The organism is Streptomyces sp. NPDC002044 (assembly GCF_040296725.1).
GTDB lineage: Bacteria > Actinomycetota > Actinomycetes > Streptomycetales > Streptomycetaceae > Streptomyces > Streptomyces antarcticus.
This window is the reverse complement of sequence record NZ_JBEOXU010000022.1, coordinates 48,555-65,364: the sequence shown is the minus strand read 5'-3', so window position 1 is coordinate 65,364 and position 16,810 is coordinate 48,555. Positions and strand designations below refer to the sequence as shown.

The following is a 16,810-nucleotide window of genomic DNA, read 5'->3' as shown; positions in this document are numbered from 1 at the left end:
CTCTCCACATAACTCACAACACGCTGCCTACACACTCACCAAAGCCCTGCCGGACCAAGGTGACGGGAAACCGTCGAGTACCGCACCAACCCTCGACATACCCGAAGAACGGCGACCCCCGCAACAACATGAATACGCCACCCGCACCACGCGAAGCAGGGAAATCACTCCAAGGAACGACCAAAAGGAACTCGACCAGAACACCGCCCCACCACACCCCACAACCGCCAACCGCAAGCGGCAAGCGGCAAGCGGCAAGCGGCAAGCGGCAAGTCCGATACCCGCACCAGCCACAAGCCGAAGCAAACACATCGCAGATCTACCAAACCCCACAGCCGAAACACAAGACCACCGGACAATGAAGCGCCCTACAAGCAGGCATCGGCATGGACAGCGCACAGCCAGGAAGGTTCCCAGGCGGCCGACGGCAACCGGCCAGCCGTCCGGCGAAAGGCGGCGCCGACCACGGTGGCAGAACCGAACCGAACCGGCCCGATGACCATAGAGGTGACACCCACCCGCCAGCCTGGGCCGGTGGCCGCCGAGTTGATGCGGATGTCACAGCCACTCAGGTCCACGCGTACACGACCCGCACTCAGCAGGGCTGCACGCCCACCCGACCCGCCACTCAACTCACCCACCCGGCCCGCGCTGTCCTCGCGACGAAGGCCATAGCCGGCTTGAGAATCTCGATACCCCTGCCGCGGACGGCGGTTCTCCCGCCGCAACTCGGCGGCCTCGGAGCGCTTCATCGCTCACCGGGCCCTTGGATTGGTCGCTCCCAATGGCCTGGGCCAGCCGAAGCCGCGGCCTCACACGGTCCCGGTCAGGTCGACGTCCCGGACGACATTGGGGACCCGGCGGTCCCCGCAGGCACAGCTCGATGATCCCGGCCTTGAAGCCAGCATGAATGGCCGCCCCAGTCACGGCTACTTCTTCGGCACGTTCTCGGTTGCGGACATCCCTCCCAGGGCGCGACCCCAGATCTCCGGATGCCCACCACACCGAAGCAACCTCCCACACACGCCAAAGACCACACAATGGAAGAGGGCACCGGCCCACACACCGTCAAAAGCCAGAAGCGGAACGAAAACCGCCGCGATACCCCGCCCCGGCAACTCCGACACCACACGAAGACCACGAACCAGGCGAGGACGACTGTAGAAGGCCCCAACAAAAGCCGCCCCGCATCCACAACCCGGCTACGGACTACGGAGCAGACCATCACCCGCCACAACACCCCTCCCCTCATGCTACGTTCACGCGATGACCCACCCCCCAAACACCACCACACCCCTCATGGCGAACCAAGCCGCCCTCATCACCGGCGCAAGCTCCGGCATCGGAGCGGAAGCCGCCCGCGTCTTCTGCCGCGAAGGCGCCGTCGTGACGCTCATAGCCCGCCGCGAACCCGAACTCGCCGCTCTCACCGAAGAACTCCGTGACGCCGGCTACGAAGCCCAGTACGTCATCGCCGATGTCCGTAACACCCACGACGTCGACCACGCCATCCAAACCCACCTCAACGCTTACGGACGCCTCGACTCCGCCTTCAACAACGCCGGCATCGGCGCCACCCCTCAACCCATGCACCTGCTCGACGAATCCACCTACGACATCGTCATGGACACCAACACCCGCGGCACCTGGAACTCCATGCGCCACGAGATCCGCGCCATGCTCAACAACCCCCACGGCGGCCAAATCGTCAACAACAGCAGCACCGCCGGCCTCGTCGCCACCCCGGTTACCGCCCCCTACATCGCCTCCAAACACGCCGTCATCGGCCTCACCAAGGCCGCCGCCAACGAATACGCCCCGCACAACATCCGCATCAACGCCATCGCCCCCGGCACCACCAACACCGAAATGATCAACAACTGGCTCGCTCAAAACCCCCACATCGAACAAACCCTCCTCGACACCACCCCTCTCCCCCGTATCGCCACCCCCACCGAAATCGCCGAAGCAGCCGCCTGGCTCTGCAGCCCCCGCTCCTCCTTCGTCCTCGGCACCACCCTCTCCGTCGACGGCGGCTGGACCACCCGCTAACCACCCATCACGGGAACAACCACAACCACAACCACACAGTCACTGGCACGGCGCCCTTTGTGGGCCGGCTAAGCCAGCGCTCAGTCACGACTTCTTCCGCCTGCGAGCCCGCATTGCCGGACACCGACGGACAGCTCGCGGACCACTTCCAGGGCTGACACGCCCCACCGACTGACCGACACCCCGCGAACGGGCTCGGCCAACCTCCCCGCGCACCGAATCGTTCGCGAGCGGCGGACGCGGAAGGTGGTCCAGAGGCTGGAAGGTGCAGCTTCGTCCGCGTTCAGCAGGAGGAAATCGGGCTCGGTCCGCGGCAGTTCCCGTCGGGGAAGCGACTCAGACCCAGTTCGCTGAGCGTCGTTCTGCGATCAGCGTCCAGGTCGGGGCCGGGTAGCCGTCAACCGGAGCATCCCGGCGAGTCCATCGGCCCCGTCGAAGTGGGGAGCGGCTTCCGAATCTGCGGCCCCGTGAGGGTCGAGAGCCGCGTACCCGCCCGGGCCGATGGCGCTGTCCGAAGCGGCTGGTCTGCCGCGGCTACGAAGCAGTGCCAGACCTGAGCGGCTGAAAGGCTGAGCGGCTGAGCGGCTGAGGGAAGCGGACCAGCGGGCCGGGTTCCGCGGGGCGGCGTCTCCGCGCTGGACGGCGTCTCCGCGCTGGACGGCGTCTCGGCGCTGGACGTCCTCACGCCGGACCGCGTCCTCCCGCCAGCGGGGCTCGCCGCAGCCCCCGCGACGGCCGACCCCCGGGACCTGGGGCGGGGAAGTGCGACAGCCAGCCGGAAACGGGAAGCGGGGCCGGGTCAGTGAATGACCCTGAAACTCCGCCACGGAAGACTCTCCGGTGCCGTCACGTTCGACAGGGTCGTCGCCGTGTACACGCCTTCTCCCCCCGCGACTTCCCGGCAGTCCGCCGTCCGGTACAACACGACGTCCACCAGCGTGTTGTTCACCACGTGCGTGGCACCTGCCGGAACACCAATGCGGTGGCACCCCTTCACGAGCGTATTGGAGTACGACACCTCGACCCGCGCGTCCTCCCCGCGGAAACTCAGCATCCCCACCGTGCTCCGCCCGAGGCCCGAGCAACCCGAGACGACCGCCATCCCCACCGCGACCCCCGACACCACACCCACACACCGGCGCAACACCCTCACACCAACCCCATCCATCCAGACCGACAATCCAGACCGACATCTCACATCCCGCATCCTCCCCCAGCCCCCACCACCCGGCACTCCGAGCACCACCAACCGGATGATCACGCCGTACGCGCCACGGAAAGGCGCTCGGCAGCGCGCCCCGCCCGCGCCCCGCCCCGCCCGCGCCCCCACCGGATACCAGGCGACTCGGGACCCGCGGGCCTAGCTACGGCCTGCCTACGGCCTACGGCCTACCACGTACAGGCAGCGCCCAGGTCGTGAATGCTGTCCGCGAGTTCCGCCGGCCGATTCGGCCACCCTCTCGCATGCCAGTCGGCGATACGCCAGGCGAGCCGCCGTGGCCAGACCGGCGTCACGGCCAGTCGTGTGACGGGAACCCACACCGGCACGCCGCCGTGATTGTCGAGCTCCTCAAGTGCGCCGATGTCTCCCACGGCGTCCAAGAGGAAGTAGTGCTCGCGACGACCGTCCTTCCAGACCCGGGCCAGTTCCCCCCGTACGGTCCCTGTCAGGCCGGTCTCCTCCCACAGCTCACGGACCACCGCGGTACGCGGCGTCTCGCCGCCCTCGACCCCGCCGCCGGGTATCTCGTAGAACGGCTTCCCGTCCTCCTCCTCGAATCCGATCAGCAGAACGCGATCGTCACGGATCACGACCGCACCGGCCCGAACCCGCACGGGGTCGGTGGCCGCCGGGTCGTCCCAGGGCTGCGTTGCCCCCGCGGCACCGTTCCGCGCCCACTCCCGGAGCACCGTCTCCGCTGTGCCCACGGGTCGGATGTGTGCCCGCAACGCCTCCGCCTGCGACAAGGAACACCACGCGTCGTCCGACACCTCGCCCAGCCGAGGGAGGCGATACGCCCCGCCCTCACCAGGCTCCCGCACCACGGCGAGACCGCCTCCGTCGAACTGCACGCTCACCGCGATGGATTCATCGGATTCATCAGTCATCCACAGAGATTAGGCCGGTAGCCGGGTCGGACAGGGCAGGGCAGGGAGGGCAGGGCAAGGCACCCGGTCTCCCGGCGCCCCGCCAGGGACCCGCCCGCGCGTGGCTCGACTTCGCCGGTGGGGCGCTGCCGCGAACGGCCTTCTATGTAATGTCACATCGCATGATGCTCTTACGTCGCGCGGCCCTCGCCTCCGCCCTGCTCGGCATAACCGCTGTCCTCCCGCCCACCGCCGCACACGCTCACACCGCACCCGCCTGCCCCGGTGGTACCAGTGCGACCGCGGCCCCGTCCGCCGATCCTGAGCAGAACCGCCTCGCGGACCCGCGGTCTGCGGCCTTCCCGCAGCGGGCGGGGCTCGACGGTTTCGTACGCCGCTTCCCCGCCGCACTGTGCGGCACGCGCAGCGCGGCCGAGGCCGAGCGGCTGCTGAAGGCGTGGGGCGAGGCGCTGTGGCATGCCTCCGCGGACCGGGCGCAGGGGCGGCGGCCCGGCGGGGACCTCCCCGCCGGGGACGACCGGCCGTTGTACTGGGCCCGGCTCGCCATGACGGTGCGGCTCGACCGCTGGCAGCCGCAGTTCCCGGTGGACCGAGCCGCTCTCCGGGCCGGCTTCGAAGACGCCTCGCGCGGCCTCACCGACAACGAGTTCCGGGGCACCCCGGGCGTCCGGCGGATCTTCGTCAGCGGATTCGACCCGTTCGGGCTGGACGCCGAGCTGCGCCGGGCCAACCCCTCGGGATCGGCGGCGCTCCAGCTCAACGGCCGCCGCATCACCCTGACCGACGGTACGGTGGCCGAGTTCCGGGCGGTGGTCCTGCCGGTGCGCTACGCCGATTTCAACGCCGGCATCGTCGAGCGCGCCTACGGTCCGCGGCTGGCGGCGGGTCCGCGCTCCGCGGACATGATCACCAGCATCAGCCAGGGCTACCCGGGGATCTTCACCCTGGAAGCCTGGGCCGGGCGCGCCCGCTCGGCGGACCCGTACCCGGACAACGCGGGCGCCCTGTCGGGCGGTACGTACGACCGCCCCGTCACGGCGCCGGGGCTCGGCCCGGGACCGGAGTTCCTGCGGACCACGCTGCCGACCGACGCCATGACCTCCGTCCAGACGCCCTACCCCGTACGCCTGAACACGGCCGTCACGGAGATCCCGGCCGGCCGGGACACGCCGGTGGACCGGGCGGACGGGCCGACCCCGGGATCGCGCGCGGTGGCGGGCGGAGGCGGCGGTTACCTCTCCAACGAGGTCGCCTACCGCTCGAACCGGCTCCGCACGGAACTGCGCCCCGGCCTGCCCGGCGGCCATCTGCACACCCCGGTGCTGACCGGACTGCCGTCGGATCCGGCCCAGTTGACCGGGGCGGACTTCGAGCGCAACGAGAGCGCGATCACGGCCCAGGTGCTGGCGGTGCTGCGCGGCTCCGGCGGGGGCCGCTGACACACCCGCCGTGCGGGCCGGGGCCTCACGGGTCGGCCGACGGGTGGGCTGCCGGGGCTCGGGCGTGCGGGCGGGCGGGCGGGTGTGCGGGCGGGCGCGTCACCTGCCGCCGCGGTGGTCGTAGACCGTGATGCCCAGGGCCTTCATCGCCGCCTCGGCCCGTTCCGCGTCCAGCCCCTGGTCGATGGCTTCGAGAGCCGCGGCCGCCGAGGTCTGGACGGGGTGCGGCAGGCCGTCGTACGCGGCGATCCGGTAGGCGATGTGCCGGCGGGCCCTGCGCTCCTCCTCGGTGACCCCGTCGGGAGTGAGCGGGAACACGGCCGCCTGGTACGTCGCGATGCACAGGAGCGCCGCGTCGGCGAGGCCCTCCGCGTAGCCGTCGACCGGAGGAATCGCGGGGGCGGGGCGGAGGAGGGCGACGACCTGACGGCGGGAGAGGTGGGCCCCGATCCCCGCGCCCAGTCCGGCCGCGCCGGCGAAGACCAGGGCCATCAGTCGGCCGGACAGCAGGAACCCGAGACAGGCTCCCCCGACCGCCCCGCACGTGACCAGTACGAACGTGATCATCAGGTGGACGCGTGTGGCGAGCGGGGACTTCATGTCCGGCAGTATGCCCGGCGCCGGGCCGGGCGGTGAGCGGCGGCGGAGGGCCGGGCAGGGAACTCGCGTCAGGTGCGGGGCGGGTGGAGCCTGAGCGTCCAGGTGTGGACCGCGTACGGGGTGGGGTGGCCGGGGAGCGGCTCGGCGATGACCGCGGTGACGCGCTCGCCCTCGCGGCTGAGGGCACCTATGTGGCCGGACGCCCGGTCGGCGGCGATGGGCAGCAGCTCCGCGAGGACCGTGGCGCCGAGTCGCCGGTCGACGGCGCGCAGTACGCCCGCATCCAGGGCGAGGATGGTGCCCTCTTCGAGTACGAGGGGACGGGGGCCGGTCGGGTCGTTCAGCGCCGGGCCGCGCTCGATGACACCGCCCGGCAGCAGGCGGACCACGCGGCTGCCGGTCGGGATCCTGCGGTCGGTCTCGACGACGCGGATGCCGGTGCCGATGACGTAGTGGCCGTAGCTGCGCCAGGAGTCGAGGACGGTGCCGTCGCGGTCGTGCTCCCAGGTGTCGTAGAAGTCGTAGCCCTCCAGGCCGAGCAGGAAGCGGCCGCCCGGGAGGGCCGCGCCGCGCTCCCCGCGCAGTTCGGCGATCCGGGCGCCGTCCGACAGGTCGAGCAGGAGGGCCGGACCGAGGTTGCCCCAGGGGGTGTAGTCGAGGGAATCGGTGGTGACCAGGAGGCGGCCGCCGGATATGTGGGCGGCGTTGGGCCGGCCCGCGCACTCCTGGGTCCAACGGGTGGCGCCCGCGGCGTCGACGCAGCTGAGCGTCCCCGACCGGCCGTGAATGCTCAGGCCGTCCCGGGAGGCGAGCGGCCGGTCGTCTGCGAAGCCCCGCCGGTCGTACGGGGGGAGGCCGGGCTGCCGCCCGTACGCCTCCACGCTGACGCGCCAGGGACCGGTGGGCTCCCGGTCGGTGCGGCCGCTCTGCTCGGATGGCGCCATGGCCGCGATGCTACTGCGCGCGCGTTACGTGCGGGCTGGCGCCTGCTCCCCGTTGCAGCCCGGTGGGCCCGGTTGAGCGGGCCGTGCGGCCGGGACGGGGCGGTGGGGGCGGGGCGGTACGGGCCGTCGTTCAGACGCGCCAGGACCGGATGCGGTCCGCGGCGTCGTACGCGTCCGCACGGCCGGAGTCGATGTCCTGTGCCAGGTCGACGAGCGCCCCGTAGGGAGCGTCGATGCCCTCGTTGGCGGCGTGCATGTACGCCGCCACCAGGCCCGCGCCGAACAGGGCGTTGCGCGCCGGGAGCGGGCGCAGCCGGATGACGGCGTGCATGAGGGCGGCCGCACGCCAGGAGTTGTCGACGGTGGCGCCGATCTGGGGGGTGTTGACGCGGTGGCGGCCGACTGCGGCGACCAGGGCGGAGAAGTCGTGGATGGAGGGCTGCTTGGGCAGCACTTCGGCCTGGCGCTCGAGGAGCCAGCGGATGTCGACGTAGAGCTCCACGGCTCAGGCAGCCCTGCCCGGCGCGTCCCGACGGGACGGCATGTCCGCGCGGGACGGCGCGTCCGCGCGGGACGGCGCGTCCGCGCGGGACGGCGCGTCGCCGGGGAACGCCTGGTCGAAGGCGTCGCCCTGGTCGGCGAGGAATGCCCGGAACACCTCGCCCGCCTCCTCCAGGCGCGGGTCGCGGACCGCGTCCTGCGCCGCTCGCGTGATCAGCGCGGTCACCGTGGTGCCCTCGGCGTCCGCCCGCTCCTTGAGCAGCGCGTGGAGCTGCTCCTCGACCCTGATCGTCACCGTCTTCGACATGGTCACGACCGTACAGCAGCGCGTAAAGCGGCGACAGTGGAACGGCTGAGCGAACCGCTCGGCGCCTGCCGGTTCAGAGTTGCGGCGGCCCCTGTACGAGGGCGCGCGCCGCGGCGAGTTCCTCGCGGGCCGCCTGCTCCGCCATGTCCACGTAGGCGTACGCGTCGTCTCCGATCGGGACCCGCAGCGGGGTGGGCGCGTCGGCGGCGACGATGTCCAGGACCCGGGCGGCGAAGTCCTCGGGCCGTCCGGCCGCGGCGTCGTCCGCCATGACGCGGAACGTGTCGAGCATCGCGCCGGTCGGCTCGGCGTATTCGGGCATCCGGTGGCCCGCCTCGGTGAGGGAGGTCCCGTAGCGGGTGGCGAAGACCCCCGGCTCGACCACGGTGACCCGGACGCCCTGCGGGCCGGCCTCGGCGGCCAGTGCCTGGCTCATGCCCTCCAGGGCGTACTTGCCGGCGACGTACGCCCCCAGCCCCGGGAAGGCCATCCGGCCGGCCAGCGAGGAGACGTTGACGATGTGGCCGTGCCCCTGGGCCCGCATGAGCGGGAGAACCAGCCGGGCCAGCCGCCACGGGCCGATGACCAGCGTCTCCAGCTGGTCGCGCAGCTCCGCGTCGGACACCTCCTCGACCGCGCCGAACAGGCCGCCGCCCGCGTTGTTGACGAGGACGTCGATGCCGCCGAGGCGGTCGGCGGCGGTACGCACCGCCTCCTCGCACTGGGCCGCGTCGCGCAGTTCCAGCGCGATCGGAACGATCCGGCCGGGCCAGGCCGAGGCGAGGTCATCCAGGGCGGCGGTCTTGCGCGCGGTCACCGCCACCCGGTGACCGGCCCCGGCCGCTGCGGCTGCCAGTGCCTCCCCCAGTCCCGAGGAACACCCCGTCACCAGCCAGCGTCGCACCATGTGTCCCCCACGTGTCGGTAGTGCCGGAAAGCTCCGGTAGTGCCGGAAGGCTCCGCTGCCGGACCCGGCGCTCCATGGTCGTCGGCCGTCCGGCTCCTGGTCAGCCCCCTTGCAGGGGGCGCGCAAGAGCGCGACCGGCGCGTACACGGGCGCGCGCCTGCGGCGGGGCCCGGCGGACGGCACCACCGGTGGTGACCCCGCCGTCGGGGGGACGTACGCCGTCGCTGCGCCGCCCCCGGGGCGTACGGAGCGACTCTGACCGCGCCCCCCCCGGCGCGTAGCCGGTGCCGTGACCCCACTAGCCGATCTCCACGACCCGCGCCCAGGCCGGGGGCGAGTCCGGTACGTAGTCCGGGTCGTTCTCGTCGTGCCTGTACGGACGCGGGAACAGGCCCACCACCGTCCGGCACGGCGGTCGCTCGTCCGGCCAGGGGGTCTGGCCGTCGGTCAGGACCACGACGACGTCCGGGCGGGGCCTCGCCCGCAGGGCCGCGTCGAAGCCCGTACGCAGGTCCGTGCCCCCGCCGCCCAGCAGCACGATGCCCTCGGCCCGGCACAGCGGGTGCGCGACGTGGGCGGCCGCGTCGCACGACACCACGCTGACCAGGTCACGGCGGCCGCCCACGGCCCGGGAGATCGCCGCGACTTCGAGGAGCGCGCTGCCCAGCTCGGCGTCGCTGACCGATCCGGACGTGTCGACGACCACGCACACCCGGGGCGGCCTGCGCCGGAGGCTCGGCAGCACGGCGCCCGGCACCCCGGCCGAGCGCCTCGACGGGCGGCCGTACGTGTAGTCCTCGCCGGCGCCCGACCCCGAGGCCGCCGACCGGACGGCCGCTCCCAGCAGGTCCCGCCACGGCTGGGGCGGGTGGAACGCGTCCTGCGCCCACCGCTTCCACGCCTTCGGGGCGTCTCCGGGACGGGCGTTGATGCCCTGGGCGACCCGGAACCGGACCGCGTCCCGCTCCTGCTCGCTGAGGCCGTCCGCACCGTCCGGTCCCAGGTCCCACTCCCGTTCCAGCCCGTCGGCGCCACTGCCGCAGTCGAGCCACGCCAGGCGTTCCGTACCCGCGCCCAGGCTGAACCGGCGCAGGTAGTCCTCCATCAGCTCCCCCACCGGCAGCCCGAGGAACTCCGGCCCGACCGCGCCCTCGGGCCGGACCAGCCCGTCGCCGAACGCGTCGTCGTTGATCTCGCAGTCCGCGGCGATGTTCATCCGCAGCCGTTCCCCCGGGCCGGTCAGGCCGCGTTCCCGCGCGACCCGGTCGCTGCGCCCGTGGTGGTCGCGCAGGAGGTGCGACACCTCGTGCACCCACACCCCGGCCAGTTCCTCCACGGGCGTCCGGGCGACGAAGGCCGGTGAGACGTAGCACCGCCAGTACCGGTCGACCGCCATCGTCGGCACCCGCCGTGCCTCCACGAGGTGCAGGGCGAACAGTGCCGTCGCCAGGTACGGCCGGGCCCGGGCGGCCTGCAGCCGTGCCGCGTAGAGCTTCTCCAGGTCCAGGTGCGGGGCCAGGTGCGGGTCAGGGTCCGCGTGCGGGTTCCGGTCGAGCGCCGCTGCCGGCGCCGGCGCCGGTTGTGGCACCGGAGGCACGTGCGCCGCCTGCGCCTCGGGGGCCTCCGGCAGCTCCGGTCCGCGCGGGCTCATCGGCCGCCCTGTGCGGCGACCGCCACCCGGGCCGCCGCGTGCTCCGCCCGGCGGGACACCGACACGACCCCGGCGAGCCCGTCGATCGCGTCCGGGACGTCCCAGTCCTCTCGCCGCAGCGCGGCGAGCGTGCTCGCGGGGACGACCACCAGGTCCGGCGCACCGGTCTGCACCGCGCGGACCAGCAGCGCCCACGCCGCGTCCCAGCGGGACTTCTCCGGACGCTTGCGGACCGCGTCCACCACACCGTCGAGCACGGCCTGCCTCAGATCGCCCCGCTCGGGCAGGACGGCACGCCCCGGGTCGGCGAGGAGCGTCTCGGGGTCGGGGAGGTCGAGCCGGTCCAGGCTCGCCAGCAGTTCCAGCCCGGGCCCGTCCCCCACGGCTCCTCTGACCAGCAGGGACAGCACCTCGCGGGAGGCTCCGGCCGCGGTCGCGAAGGCGACGAGGCGCAGCGTCGTATCCCAGCTGCGGGGCGAGGGCCAGGCGCCGCCGCGGCGGGCCTCGCCGCCGGGGAGCCGGTGGACGAGGGTGGGGCGGGCGGTGAGGAGTCCGCACACCGCGCGGCGGGCGTAGTCGACGGCTTGGGTGAGCTTGTCCGGGTCGAGGCGCGGCAGCGTGGCCCGGGGCCAGGTCCCGCCGAGGCCCCGTACGACGACGTCGTGGTCGTGGATCCACTGGAGGTGGACGAACCGGTTGGCCAGGGGCGGGCTCAGCTCCCAGCCGTCGGCCGCCGAGGAGCGGGGGTTGGCGGCGGCCACGATCCGTACTCCGGGCGGCAGTTGGAGGGTTCCGATGCGGCGCTCGAGGACGAGGCGGAGCAGGGCGGCCTGCACGGCCGGCGGCGCGGTGGACAGCTCGTCCAGGAAGAGCAGACCCCGCCCGGCCCGGACGAGTCGTACCGCCCAGTCCGGCGGGGCCATGGGGACGCCCTGCTCCGCCGGGTCGTCTCCGATGACCGGCAGACCGGAGAAGTCGGACGGTTCGTGCACGCTGGCGATGACCGTGGTCAGCGGGAGTTCCAGGGACGCGGCGAGCTGGGTCAGGGCCGCGGTCTTGCCGATGCCCGGCTCACCCCACAGGAGGACGGGCAGGTCGGCGGCGACCGCGAGGGTCAGGGCCTCCAGTTGAGCGTCGGGGCGTGGTTCGGTGGCGGTGTCGCGCAGCAGGGCCAGCAGCGCGCCGGCGACGTCGAGCGGGTCGGGCGCGGCGGTGCGGTCCGGGCCGGTCGGGGCCTCAGGAGAGGCGGGCGGGATGTGTTCGGGCATGTGAGTCACCTTGGGGTTCGTGGTGGGAGTGGTGCGGGCGGGCGGGGGACGCGGGTCTCCCGGTCAGCGGAAGGTCGCGCCGCGCGAAGGGAAGCCGTGCCCGCGCGGGCGCGGGGGAATCGGGCCGATGACGCGGGGCCCGGGGCCGCAGAGACCGGCCCGGAACAGGCCGTAGGTGATCCGGCGCGCCGCGGCCGCCGCCAGTTCGTCGTGCAGGGCGCCGGCGCGCAGGACCGCCGCGGGCCCCAACAGGCCCTCGACGACGGCCAGGGCGCCCGCGGTGTCTCCGTGGTGCAGGCGCTCGCGGACGCCGGTGAGGCAGTCGGGGCGCCGGTGTGCCTCGTCGATGGCCTGGAGGCAGGGAAGCGGCGTACCGGTCAGCGCGACCAGGAGTTCCTCCCTGCGGATCTCGGCGGGGTCGTGGTCGAGTGCGGTCAGCACCCCGTCGACCAGGCCGATGCGGTGCCGGGCCCCCCGGCAGTCCACGGGGCGCGGTTCCCCGGCGCGTCCGGGGCGCCGGGAGGCGTCGCCGGGCGCGTGGTCCGGTGCGAGGGCCGCGGCGACGAGGGGGTGCAGCCGGCCGGCGTCGATCGCGCCGGTGCGCAGCAGTTCCAGGTCGGGCAGCATCCAGGTCGCCGCGTCGGGCAGGACCGGTAGCGCGGCGGCGCTGCCGTCCGCCGGCGCCTCCGCGATCCGGAGGGCGTGCGGACCCGGGTCCGGGGCGCCGTCGAGGTCGAGGGCCAGGACCAGCCGGTGCCCGTCCCCGAGCCTCACCGTGACGGTTCCGGTGCCGGTGGTCCGTCCTTCGGCGCGGAGCAGGAGGCCGGCCTCGGCCGCCCACCGGCCGACGGCGCAGTGGCGTCCCGGCGGCAGTGGCACCGGCGGCACCAGTGTCTCCGGCGGCTCCGGTGCCTCCGGGTTCCGGGGGCCGCGTACGGGATCCTGCCGGTCGGCGCCGGCCCGGACGTCGGCGCCGGCCCGGACTCGGAGCGCGTCGGTCCTGCGCGCGTCCCACAGGTGTCGGTGCAGGTCGAGGCGGAACCGCCGGTTGGGCCGGGGATGCGGATGGCGGGCGGGGCCGGCTTCGGGGCGGGCTGCGTCCCACAGTGCGAGGCTGATCCGCTGGCCGGCGTCCGCCCAGGCGGGCGGAGTACGGACGACCAGGTGAACGGGGTGATCGCCGGGACGCCCCGGTACGTCGTACCGGGCCAGGGAGAAGGTCAGCCCGGGGCGCAGGAGCCCGTCGGGGGCGATCCTCGGCATGTGCCAGCGCAGCAGGTCGGGGGCGAGGTGACGGAGGTCGGCCCGGATCCGGGCCGCGAGGTCGTGGCCGTGACGGCGTGCCAGGTGGCGCAGGTCGAGGTCGACGTCGATGTGTGCGGCGGCGCACGCGCCCGCCCAGTCCCCGGCGCAGCGGCGGGCGGTGGCAGTCTCGATCATGGACGGCGGCACGGCGAACTCGCGCACGCGCAGCCAGTGGGAAGGGCGGGAATCCCGGTTCGCGCTCTGATGGGGCATCAGCCCTCACCTTGCGCGGACGGGTCCCCCGATCTGTGAGCGGCGGAAGTGATCATCTCCGGGATCGTATCCGGCGCTCGGCCGGGCCGCCAGGCAATTGCAGGGAGGCCCGGTCCGGGACCGATACTGGCATCCCCCGGGGTTCGCCCCGCCCCGCCCGGACATCCGTGGCGGGCGGCCGGCCCCGGGTCCGGCGTGTACCGATCCGAGGGATGAAGAAGCGATGACCCTGACGGAAGGCCAGCGGGTTCGGCTGGCGGCGGGAACCAGGCTGATCGGTTCGGTGGCGCCGGTGGACGGCTCGCCGACGGCGATGGCGGGCATCACCGGATCGCTGTCGCTCGCGGCGGGCGCCGAGGGCGTCGTCGAGCGGGTGGTCGAGCACCGGCACGAGAGCGAGGGGGTCCGTGAGTACCAGCGGCTCGCGTCGCTCCTCGACTCCTTCGGCCGTGAGATGCCCGCGGGGAGCAGGCGGCAGCTCGTGGAGAAGGTCGCCGCCCTGGAGCCCGAGTGGATCGCCCATCAGAAGCGGGGGCTCCTCGTCACGGTCCGCGTCCGCTTCGACAACGGGTTCGTCCTCGACGACGTGGACCAGGGGCTCTTCTCTCCCTGCTGACGGCGTTCGCGACCCGGCGGCCGGGGGGCGAGGAGCGGGGGGGGCGAGGAGCGGGGAGACGCGGGCGGCGGTCAACGGGCCGTCGGCCGGGCCGGCTCGGCGTCCGTAGCCTCCCGTAACCCGCCGCCCGGCCCGCCGCCTCATCCTGCGTCGAGGCGTCCCGACCGGGAGGCCACGAGCGCTTCGAAGCCGTCCAGCAGGCATCGCAGGCCGAAGCCGAAGTGGTCGACGCCGGCCGCGAAGGCGTCCTCGTCGAGGGCCGCCATCGTCGGGTAGGAGCCGCCGCCCATGGCCCGTGCGAGTACCGGCGTCTGGGCCTGCCAGAACTCCTCCGTGCTCATGGCACCGCTGCGCTGGGCCTCGACGGCGTGGACGTGGGTGCGGGCCACTCCGGTGACGTACCCCTCCACGGTGATGATCACCGACATCAGTTCCTGGTCGCTCAGGCCCTCCATGTCCTGGATGTGGGCCAGGGTCCGCTCCAGTGCGCGGACCGCGTGGGGGCCCATCACCGGGCGGGCCTGGTTGACGTGGAGGAGCCAGCGATGGCGGTGGTAGAGGGCGAGGGAGGCGTGGGCGGCGGAGTGCAGGGCCTCGCGCCAGGTCCGGGCTTCCTCCAGCGTCCCTTCGGCTTCGGCCTGGACCTGGTCGAGCATCAGGTCCAGCAGCTCGGCCTTCCCCGGGAGGTAGCGGTACAGGGACATGGCGCCGGTTCCCAGTTCGGTGGACACGCGCCGCATCGAGACCGCTTCGAGCCCTTCGGCGTCGGCGACGGCCACGGCGGTCGCGACGATGCGCTCCAGCGTCAGGCCGGGCTTGGGACCGCGGGTCGGGCGCTCGCCGGTCCCCCACAGGAGTTCGAGGCTGCGGGAGACGTCGCCGCCGCCTGAGCTTTCGGAGGTGGTCATGGTTGCGCTCCTCGGTTCGCGGGCCGGAGCCCCGCCGACAACTGTGTACACCGTACCCTCAAAAGAGTACGGTGTACACAGTTGGTGTCCGAGGGAGACCGGCCGACGGAGGACTCCGGAAACGCGGAGGGCTCCGGAAACGGCGCCCTCACCGACGCGGTCACGCGTCGATGATCACCGGGATGATGAGGGGCTTGCGCCGGTGGGTGCGGAACGCCCAGTTCGCCACCGCACGGGCGATGAGCTGCTCGAGCTGGACCGCGTCCCCGACACCCTCTGACGCCGCGGTGGCCAGGACCTTCTCGATCACCGGGATCACGGGGGCGAAGGTGGTGTCGTCGTGCTCGAAGCCGCGGGCCAGGAAGTCGGGGGCCTCGGCCAGGCTTCCGGTGTTGGCGTCGACGATGGCCACCACGGTGACCACGCCCTCCTGCGCCAGCGTGACGCGGTCCTTGAGGGACGCCTCGGTGGCACCGCCCACCGTCATGCCGTCGACGTAGACGTAGCCGGCGGGAACCTTGCCGGTGATGGAGGCGCGTCCGTCGACGAGGTCGACGACGACCCCGTCCTCGGCGATGACGACCCGGTCGGGGTCGACGCCGGTGCGGATGGCCAGGTCACCGTTGGCGCGCAGGTGGCGCCACTCGCCGTGCACCGGCATCACGTTGCGGGGCTTGACGATGTTGTAGCAGTAGACGAGCTCACCGGCGCTGGCGTGTCCGGAGACGTGCACCTTGGCGTTGCCCTTGTGGACGACGTTGGCGCCCCAGCGGGTCAGACCGTTGATCACCCGGTAGATCGCGTTCTCGTTACCGGGGATCAGGGAGCTGGCGAGCAGGACGGTGTCGCCCTTTCCGATGCGGATCACGTGGTCGCGGTTGGCCATGCGCGACAGGGCCGCCATCGGCTCGCCCTGGGAGCCGGTGCACACCAGCGCGATCTTGTGGTCGGGGAGCTTCTCCAGCTCCTTCATGTTCACGACCAGGCCGGACGGGACCTTCAGATAGCCCAGTTCACGTGCGATGCCCATGTTGCGGACCATCGACCGCCCGACGAAAGCGACCTTGCGCCCGTGCTGGTGGGCGGCGTCCAGCACCTGCTGGATCCGGTGCACGTGACTGGCGAAGCTGGAGACGATCACGCGCCGCGGCGCGGTCCGCAGGACCTGCTCGATCGCCGGGTTGAGCTCGCACTCGGAGGTGGTGAAGCCGGGGACCTCGGCGTTGGTGGAGTCGGTGAGGAAGAGGTCGACCCCCTCCTCGCCGAGCCGGGCGAAGGCACGGAGGTCGGTGATGCGCTCGTCCAGGGGGAACTGGTCCATCTTGAAGTCACCCGTGTGCAGCACCATTCCGGCGCCGGTGCGGATGGCGACGGCGAGGCCGTCCGGGATGGAGTGGTTGACCGCCACGAACTCGCAGTTGAAGGGGCCGAAGCCGCGCCGGTCGCCCTCGCGGACCCGTACGGTGCGGGGCTTGATGCCGTGCTCCTTGAGTTTCGCCTCCAGGAACGCCAGCGTCAGCTTCGAGCCGACCACGGGGATGTCGGCCCGCTCGCGCAGCAGGTACGGCACTCCACCGATGTGGTCCTCGTGTCCGTGGGTCAGCACCACGGCCACGATGTCGTCCAGCCGGTCCCGGATCGATGTGAAGTCCGGGAGGATGACGTCGACCCCCGGCTGGTGCTCCTCGGGGAACAGCACGCCGCAGTCGACGATGAGCAGCTTGCCGGCGTACTCGAAGACGGTCATGTTACGGCCGATTTCGCCCAGGCCGCCCAGGGCGATGACTCTCAGCCCGTTTGCCGGCAGCGGCGGGGCGGTTTTCAGTTCGGGATGCGGATGACTCATACGCTGACGTTATAGGAGGTCGCTGGTGAGCCCATCCTTTGACCGGTCCAGCGGCCGGTCCGTGGTGGGGCCGGAGTCCGGATTCGGCCGCCCCGCGCCCTGCTCCGCCCAGGGCGTCCGGCGGCGGGACGGCGGGGCGGTTCG

At 72.8% G+C, this 16,810-nt stretch carries 15 protein-coding genes; 3 read left to right on the top strand and 12 right to left on the bottom strand.

Going from position 1 to position 16,810, the window contains the following annotated elements:
- Positions 1-1,266 precede the first annotated feature (1,266 nt).
- Positions 1,267-2,052, top strand: a complete 786-nt coding sequence (locus ABT106_RS08870; protein WP_351274404.1) for an SDR family NAD(P)-dependent oxidoreductase — start codon at positions 1,267-1,269, stop codon at positions 2,050-2,052.
- Positions 2,053-2,851: 799 nt separating this feature from the next.
- Here the strand turns inward: ABT106_RS08870 and ABT106_RS08865 are convergent.
- Positions 2,852-3,298: a hypothetical protein gene (locus tag ABT106_RS08865; RefSeq protein WP_351274401.1), complete on the bottom strand. Its 447-nt coding sequence runs from the start codon at positions 3,296-3,298 to the stop codon at positions 2,852-2,854.
- A gap of 143 nt (positions 3,299-3,441) precedes the next feature.
- Positions 3,442-4,161, bottom strand: coding sequence for an NUDIX domain-containing protein (locus ABT106_RS08860; protein WP_351274398.1), 720 nt, complete (start codon positions 4,159-4,161; stop codon positions 3,442-3,444).
- A 161-nt stretch (positions 4,162-4,322) separates the two neighbouring features.
- Here ABT106_RS08860 and ABT106_RS08855 point away from each other — a divergent pair, with 161 nt between their 5' ends.
- Positions 4,323-5,600 carry a PA0049 C-terminal domain-containing protein gene (locus ABT106_RS08855; protein WP_351274395.1) on the top strand — a complete coding sequence of 426 codons (1,278 nt, stop codon included), beginning with the start codon at positions 4,323-4,325 and terminating at the stop codon, positions 5,598-5,600.
- Positions 5,601-5,699: 99 nt separating this feature from the next.
- Here ABT106_RS08855 and ABT106_RS08850 read toward each other — a convergent pair whose 3' ends face one another.
- From ABT106_RS08850 to ABT106_RS08815, 8 genes are all read right to left on the bottom strand, one after another.
- The gene (locus ABT106_RS08850; protein ID WP_351274392.1) at positions 5,700-6,200 is read right to left on the bottom strand and encodes a hypothetical protein; all 501 of its coding nucleotides are present in this window, start codon (positions 6,198-6,200) and stop codon (positions 5,700-5,702) included.
- A gap of 68 nt (positions 6,201-6,268) precedes the next feature.
- Complete coding sequence (locus tag ABT106_RS08845) at positions 6,269-7,144, bottom strand: hypothetical protein (protein ID WP_351274389.1); 876 nt, start codon at positions 7,142-7,144, stop codon at positions 6,269-6,271.
- A 130-nt stretch (positions 7,145-7,274) separates the two neighbouring features.
- Entirely contained in the window at positions 7,275-7,646 is a 372-nt protein-coding gene (locus ABT106_RS08840) for a toxin Doc (RefSeq protein ID WP_351274386.1), read from the bottom strand.
- A 3-nt stretch (positions 7,647-7,649) separates the two neighbouring features.
- The gene (locus ABT106_RS08835) at positions 7,650-7,952 is read right to left on the bottom strand and encodes a hypothetical protein (RefSeq protein WP_351274384.1); all 303 of its coding nucleotides are present in this window, start codon (positions 7,950-7,952) and stop codon (positions 7,650-7,652) included.
- Positions 7,953-8,025: 73 nt separating this feature from the next.
- A complete protein-coding gene (locus ABT106_RS08830) occupies positions 8,026-8,859 on the bottom strand; it encodes an SDR family oxidoreductase (protein WP_351274381.1) in 834 nt (277 codons plus the stop codon).
- Positions 8,860-9,157: 298 nt separating this feature from the next.
- Entirely contained in the window at positions 9,158-10,510 is a 1,353-nt protein-coding gene (locus tag ABT106_RS08825; RefSeq protein ID WP_351274378.1) for a vWA domain-containing protein, read from the bottom strand.
- Positions 10,507-11,778: an AAA family ATPase gene (locus tag ABT106_RS08820; RefSeq protein WP_351274375.1), complete on the bottom strand. Its 1,272-nt coding sequence runs from the start codon at positions 11,776-11,778 to the stop codon at positions 10,507-10,509. Before ABT106_RS08820 ends, ABT106_RS08825 begins: the two co-directional genes overlap by 4 nt.
- A gap of 63 nt (positions 11,779-11,841) precedes the next feature.
- Positions 11,842-13,296: a hypothetical protein gene (locus ABT106_RS08815; RefSeq protein ID WP_351274373.1), complete on the bottom strand. Its 1,455-nt coding sequence runs from the start codon at positions 13,294-13,296 to the stop codon at positions 11,842-11,844.
- A 223-nt stretch (positions 13,297-13,519) separates the two neighbouring features.
- On the opposite strand from ABT106_RS08815, the gene ABT106_RS08810 reads away from it, so the two are divergent.
- Complete coding sequence (locus tag ABT106_RS08810; protein WP_351274370.1) at positions 13,520-13,912, top strand: hypothetical protein; 393 nt, start codon at positions 13,520-13,522, stop codon at positions 13,910-13,912.
- A 140-nt stretch (positions 13,913-14,052) separates the two neighbouring features.
- Here the strand turns inward: ABT106_RS08810 and ABT106_RS08805 are convergent, their stop codons facing one another.
- Both ABT106_RS08805 and ABT106_RS08800 read right to left on the bottom strand, forming a co-directional pair.
- Positions 14,053-14,820: a TetR/AcrR family transcriptional regulator gene (locus tag ABT106_RS08805; protein ID WP_351274367.1), complete on the bottom strand. Its 768-nt coding sequence runs from the start codon at positions 14,818-14,820 to the stop codon at positions 14,053-14,055.
- 160 nt (positions 14,821-14,980) lie between these two features.
- Entirely contained in the window at positions 14,981-16,666 is a 1,686-nt protein-coding gene (locus ABT106_RS08800; RefSeq protein WP_351274364.1) for a ribonuclease J, read from the bottom strand.
- Positions 16,667-16,810: the final 144 nt, after the last annotated feature.

What these genes read in the sequence shown, in the direction of transcription:
- ABT106_RS08870 (WP_351274404.1), top strand. Translation starts at nt 1,267, where the DNA reads ATGACCCACCCCCCAAACACCACCACACCCCTCATGGCGAACCAAGCC.
- ABT106_RS08860 (WP_351274398.1), bottom strand. Translation starts at nt 4,161, where the DNA reads ATGACTGATGAATCCGATGAATCCATCGCGGTGAGCGTGCAGTTCGAC.
- ABT106_RS08855 (WP_351274395.1), top strand. Translation starts at nt 4,323, where the DNA reads ATGATGCTCTTACGTCGCGCGGCCCTCGCCTCCGCCCTGCTCGGCATA.
- ABT106_RS08850 (WP_351274392.1), bottom strand. Translation starts at nt 6,200, where the DNA reads ATGAAGTCCCCGCTCGCCACACGCGTCCACCTGATGATCACGTTCGTA.
- ABT106_RS08845 (WP_351274389.1), bottom strand. Translation starts at nt 7,144, where the DNA reads ATGGCGCCATCCGAGCAGAGCGGCCGCACCGACCGGGAGCCCACCGGT.
- ABT106_RS08835 (WP_351274384.1), bottom strand. Translation starts at nt 7,952, where the DNA reads ATGTCGAAGACGGTGACGATCAGGGTCGAGGAGCAGCTCCACGCGCTG.
- ABT106_RS08830 (WP_351274381.1), bottom strand. Translation starts at nt 8,859, where the DNA reads ATGGTGCGACGCTGGCTGGTGACGGGGTGTTCCTCGGGACTGGGGGAG.
- ABT106_RS08825 (WP_351274378.1), bottom strand. Translation starts at nt 10,510, where the DNA reads ATGAGCCCGCGCGGACCGGAGCTGCCGGAGGCCCCCGAGGCGCAGGCG.
- ABT106_RS08820 (WP_351274375.1), bottom strand. Translation starts at nt 11,778, where the DNA reads ATGCCCGAACACATCCCGCCCGCCTCTCCTGAGGCCCCGACCGGCCCG.
- ABT106_RS08815 (WP_351274373.1), bottom strand. Translation starts at nt 13,296, where the DNA reads ATGCCCCATCAGAGCGCGAACCGGGATTCCCGCCCTTCCCACTGGCTG.
- ABT106_RS08810 (WP_351274370.1), top strand. Translation starts at nt 13,520, where the DNA reads ATGACCCTGACGGAAGGCCAGCGGGTTCGGCTGGCGGCGGGAACCAGG.
- ABT106_RS08805 (WP_351274367.1), bottom strand. Translation starts at nt 14,820, where the DNA reads ATGACCACCTCCGAAAGCTCAGGCGGCGGCGACGTCTCCCGCAGCCTC.
- ABT106_RS08800 (WP_351274364.1), bottom strand. Translation starts at nt 16,666, where the DNA reads ATGAGTCATCCGCATCCCGAACTGAAAACCGCCCCGCCGCTGCCGGCA.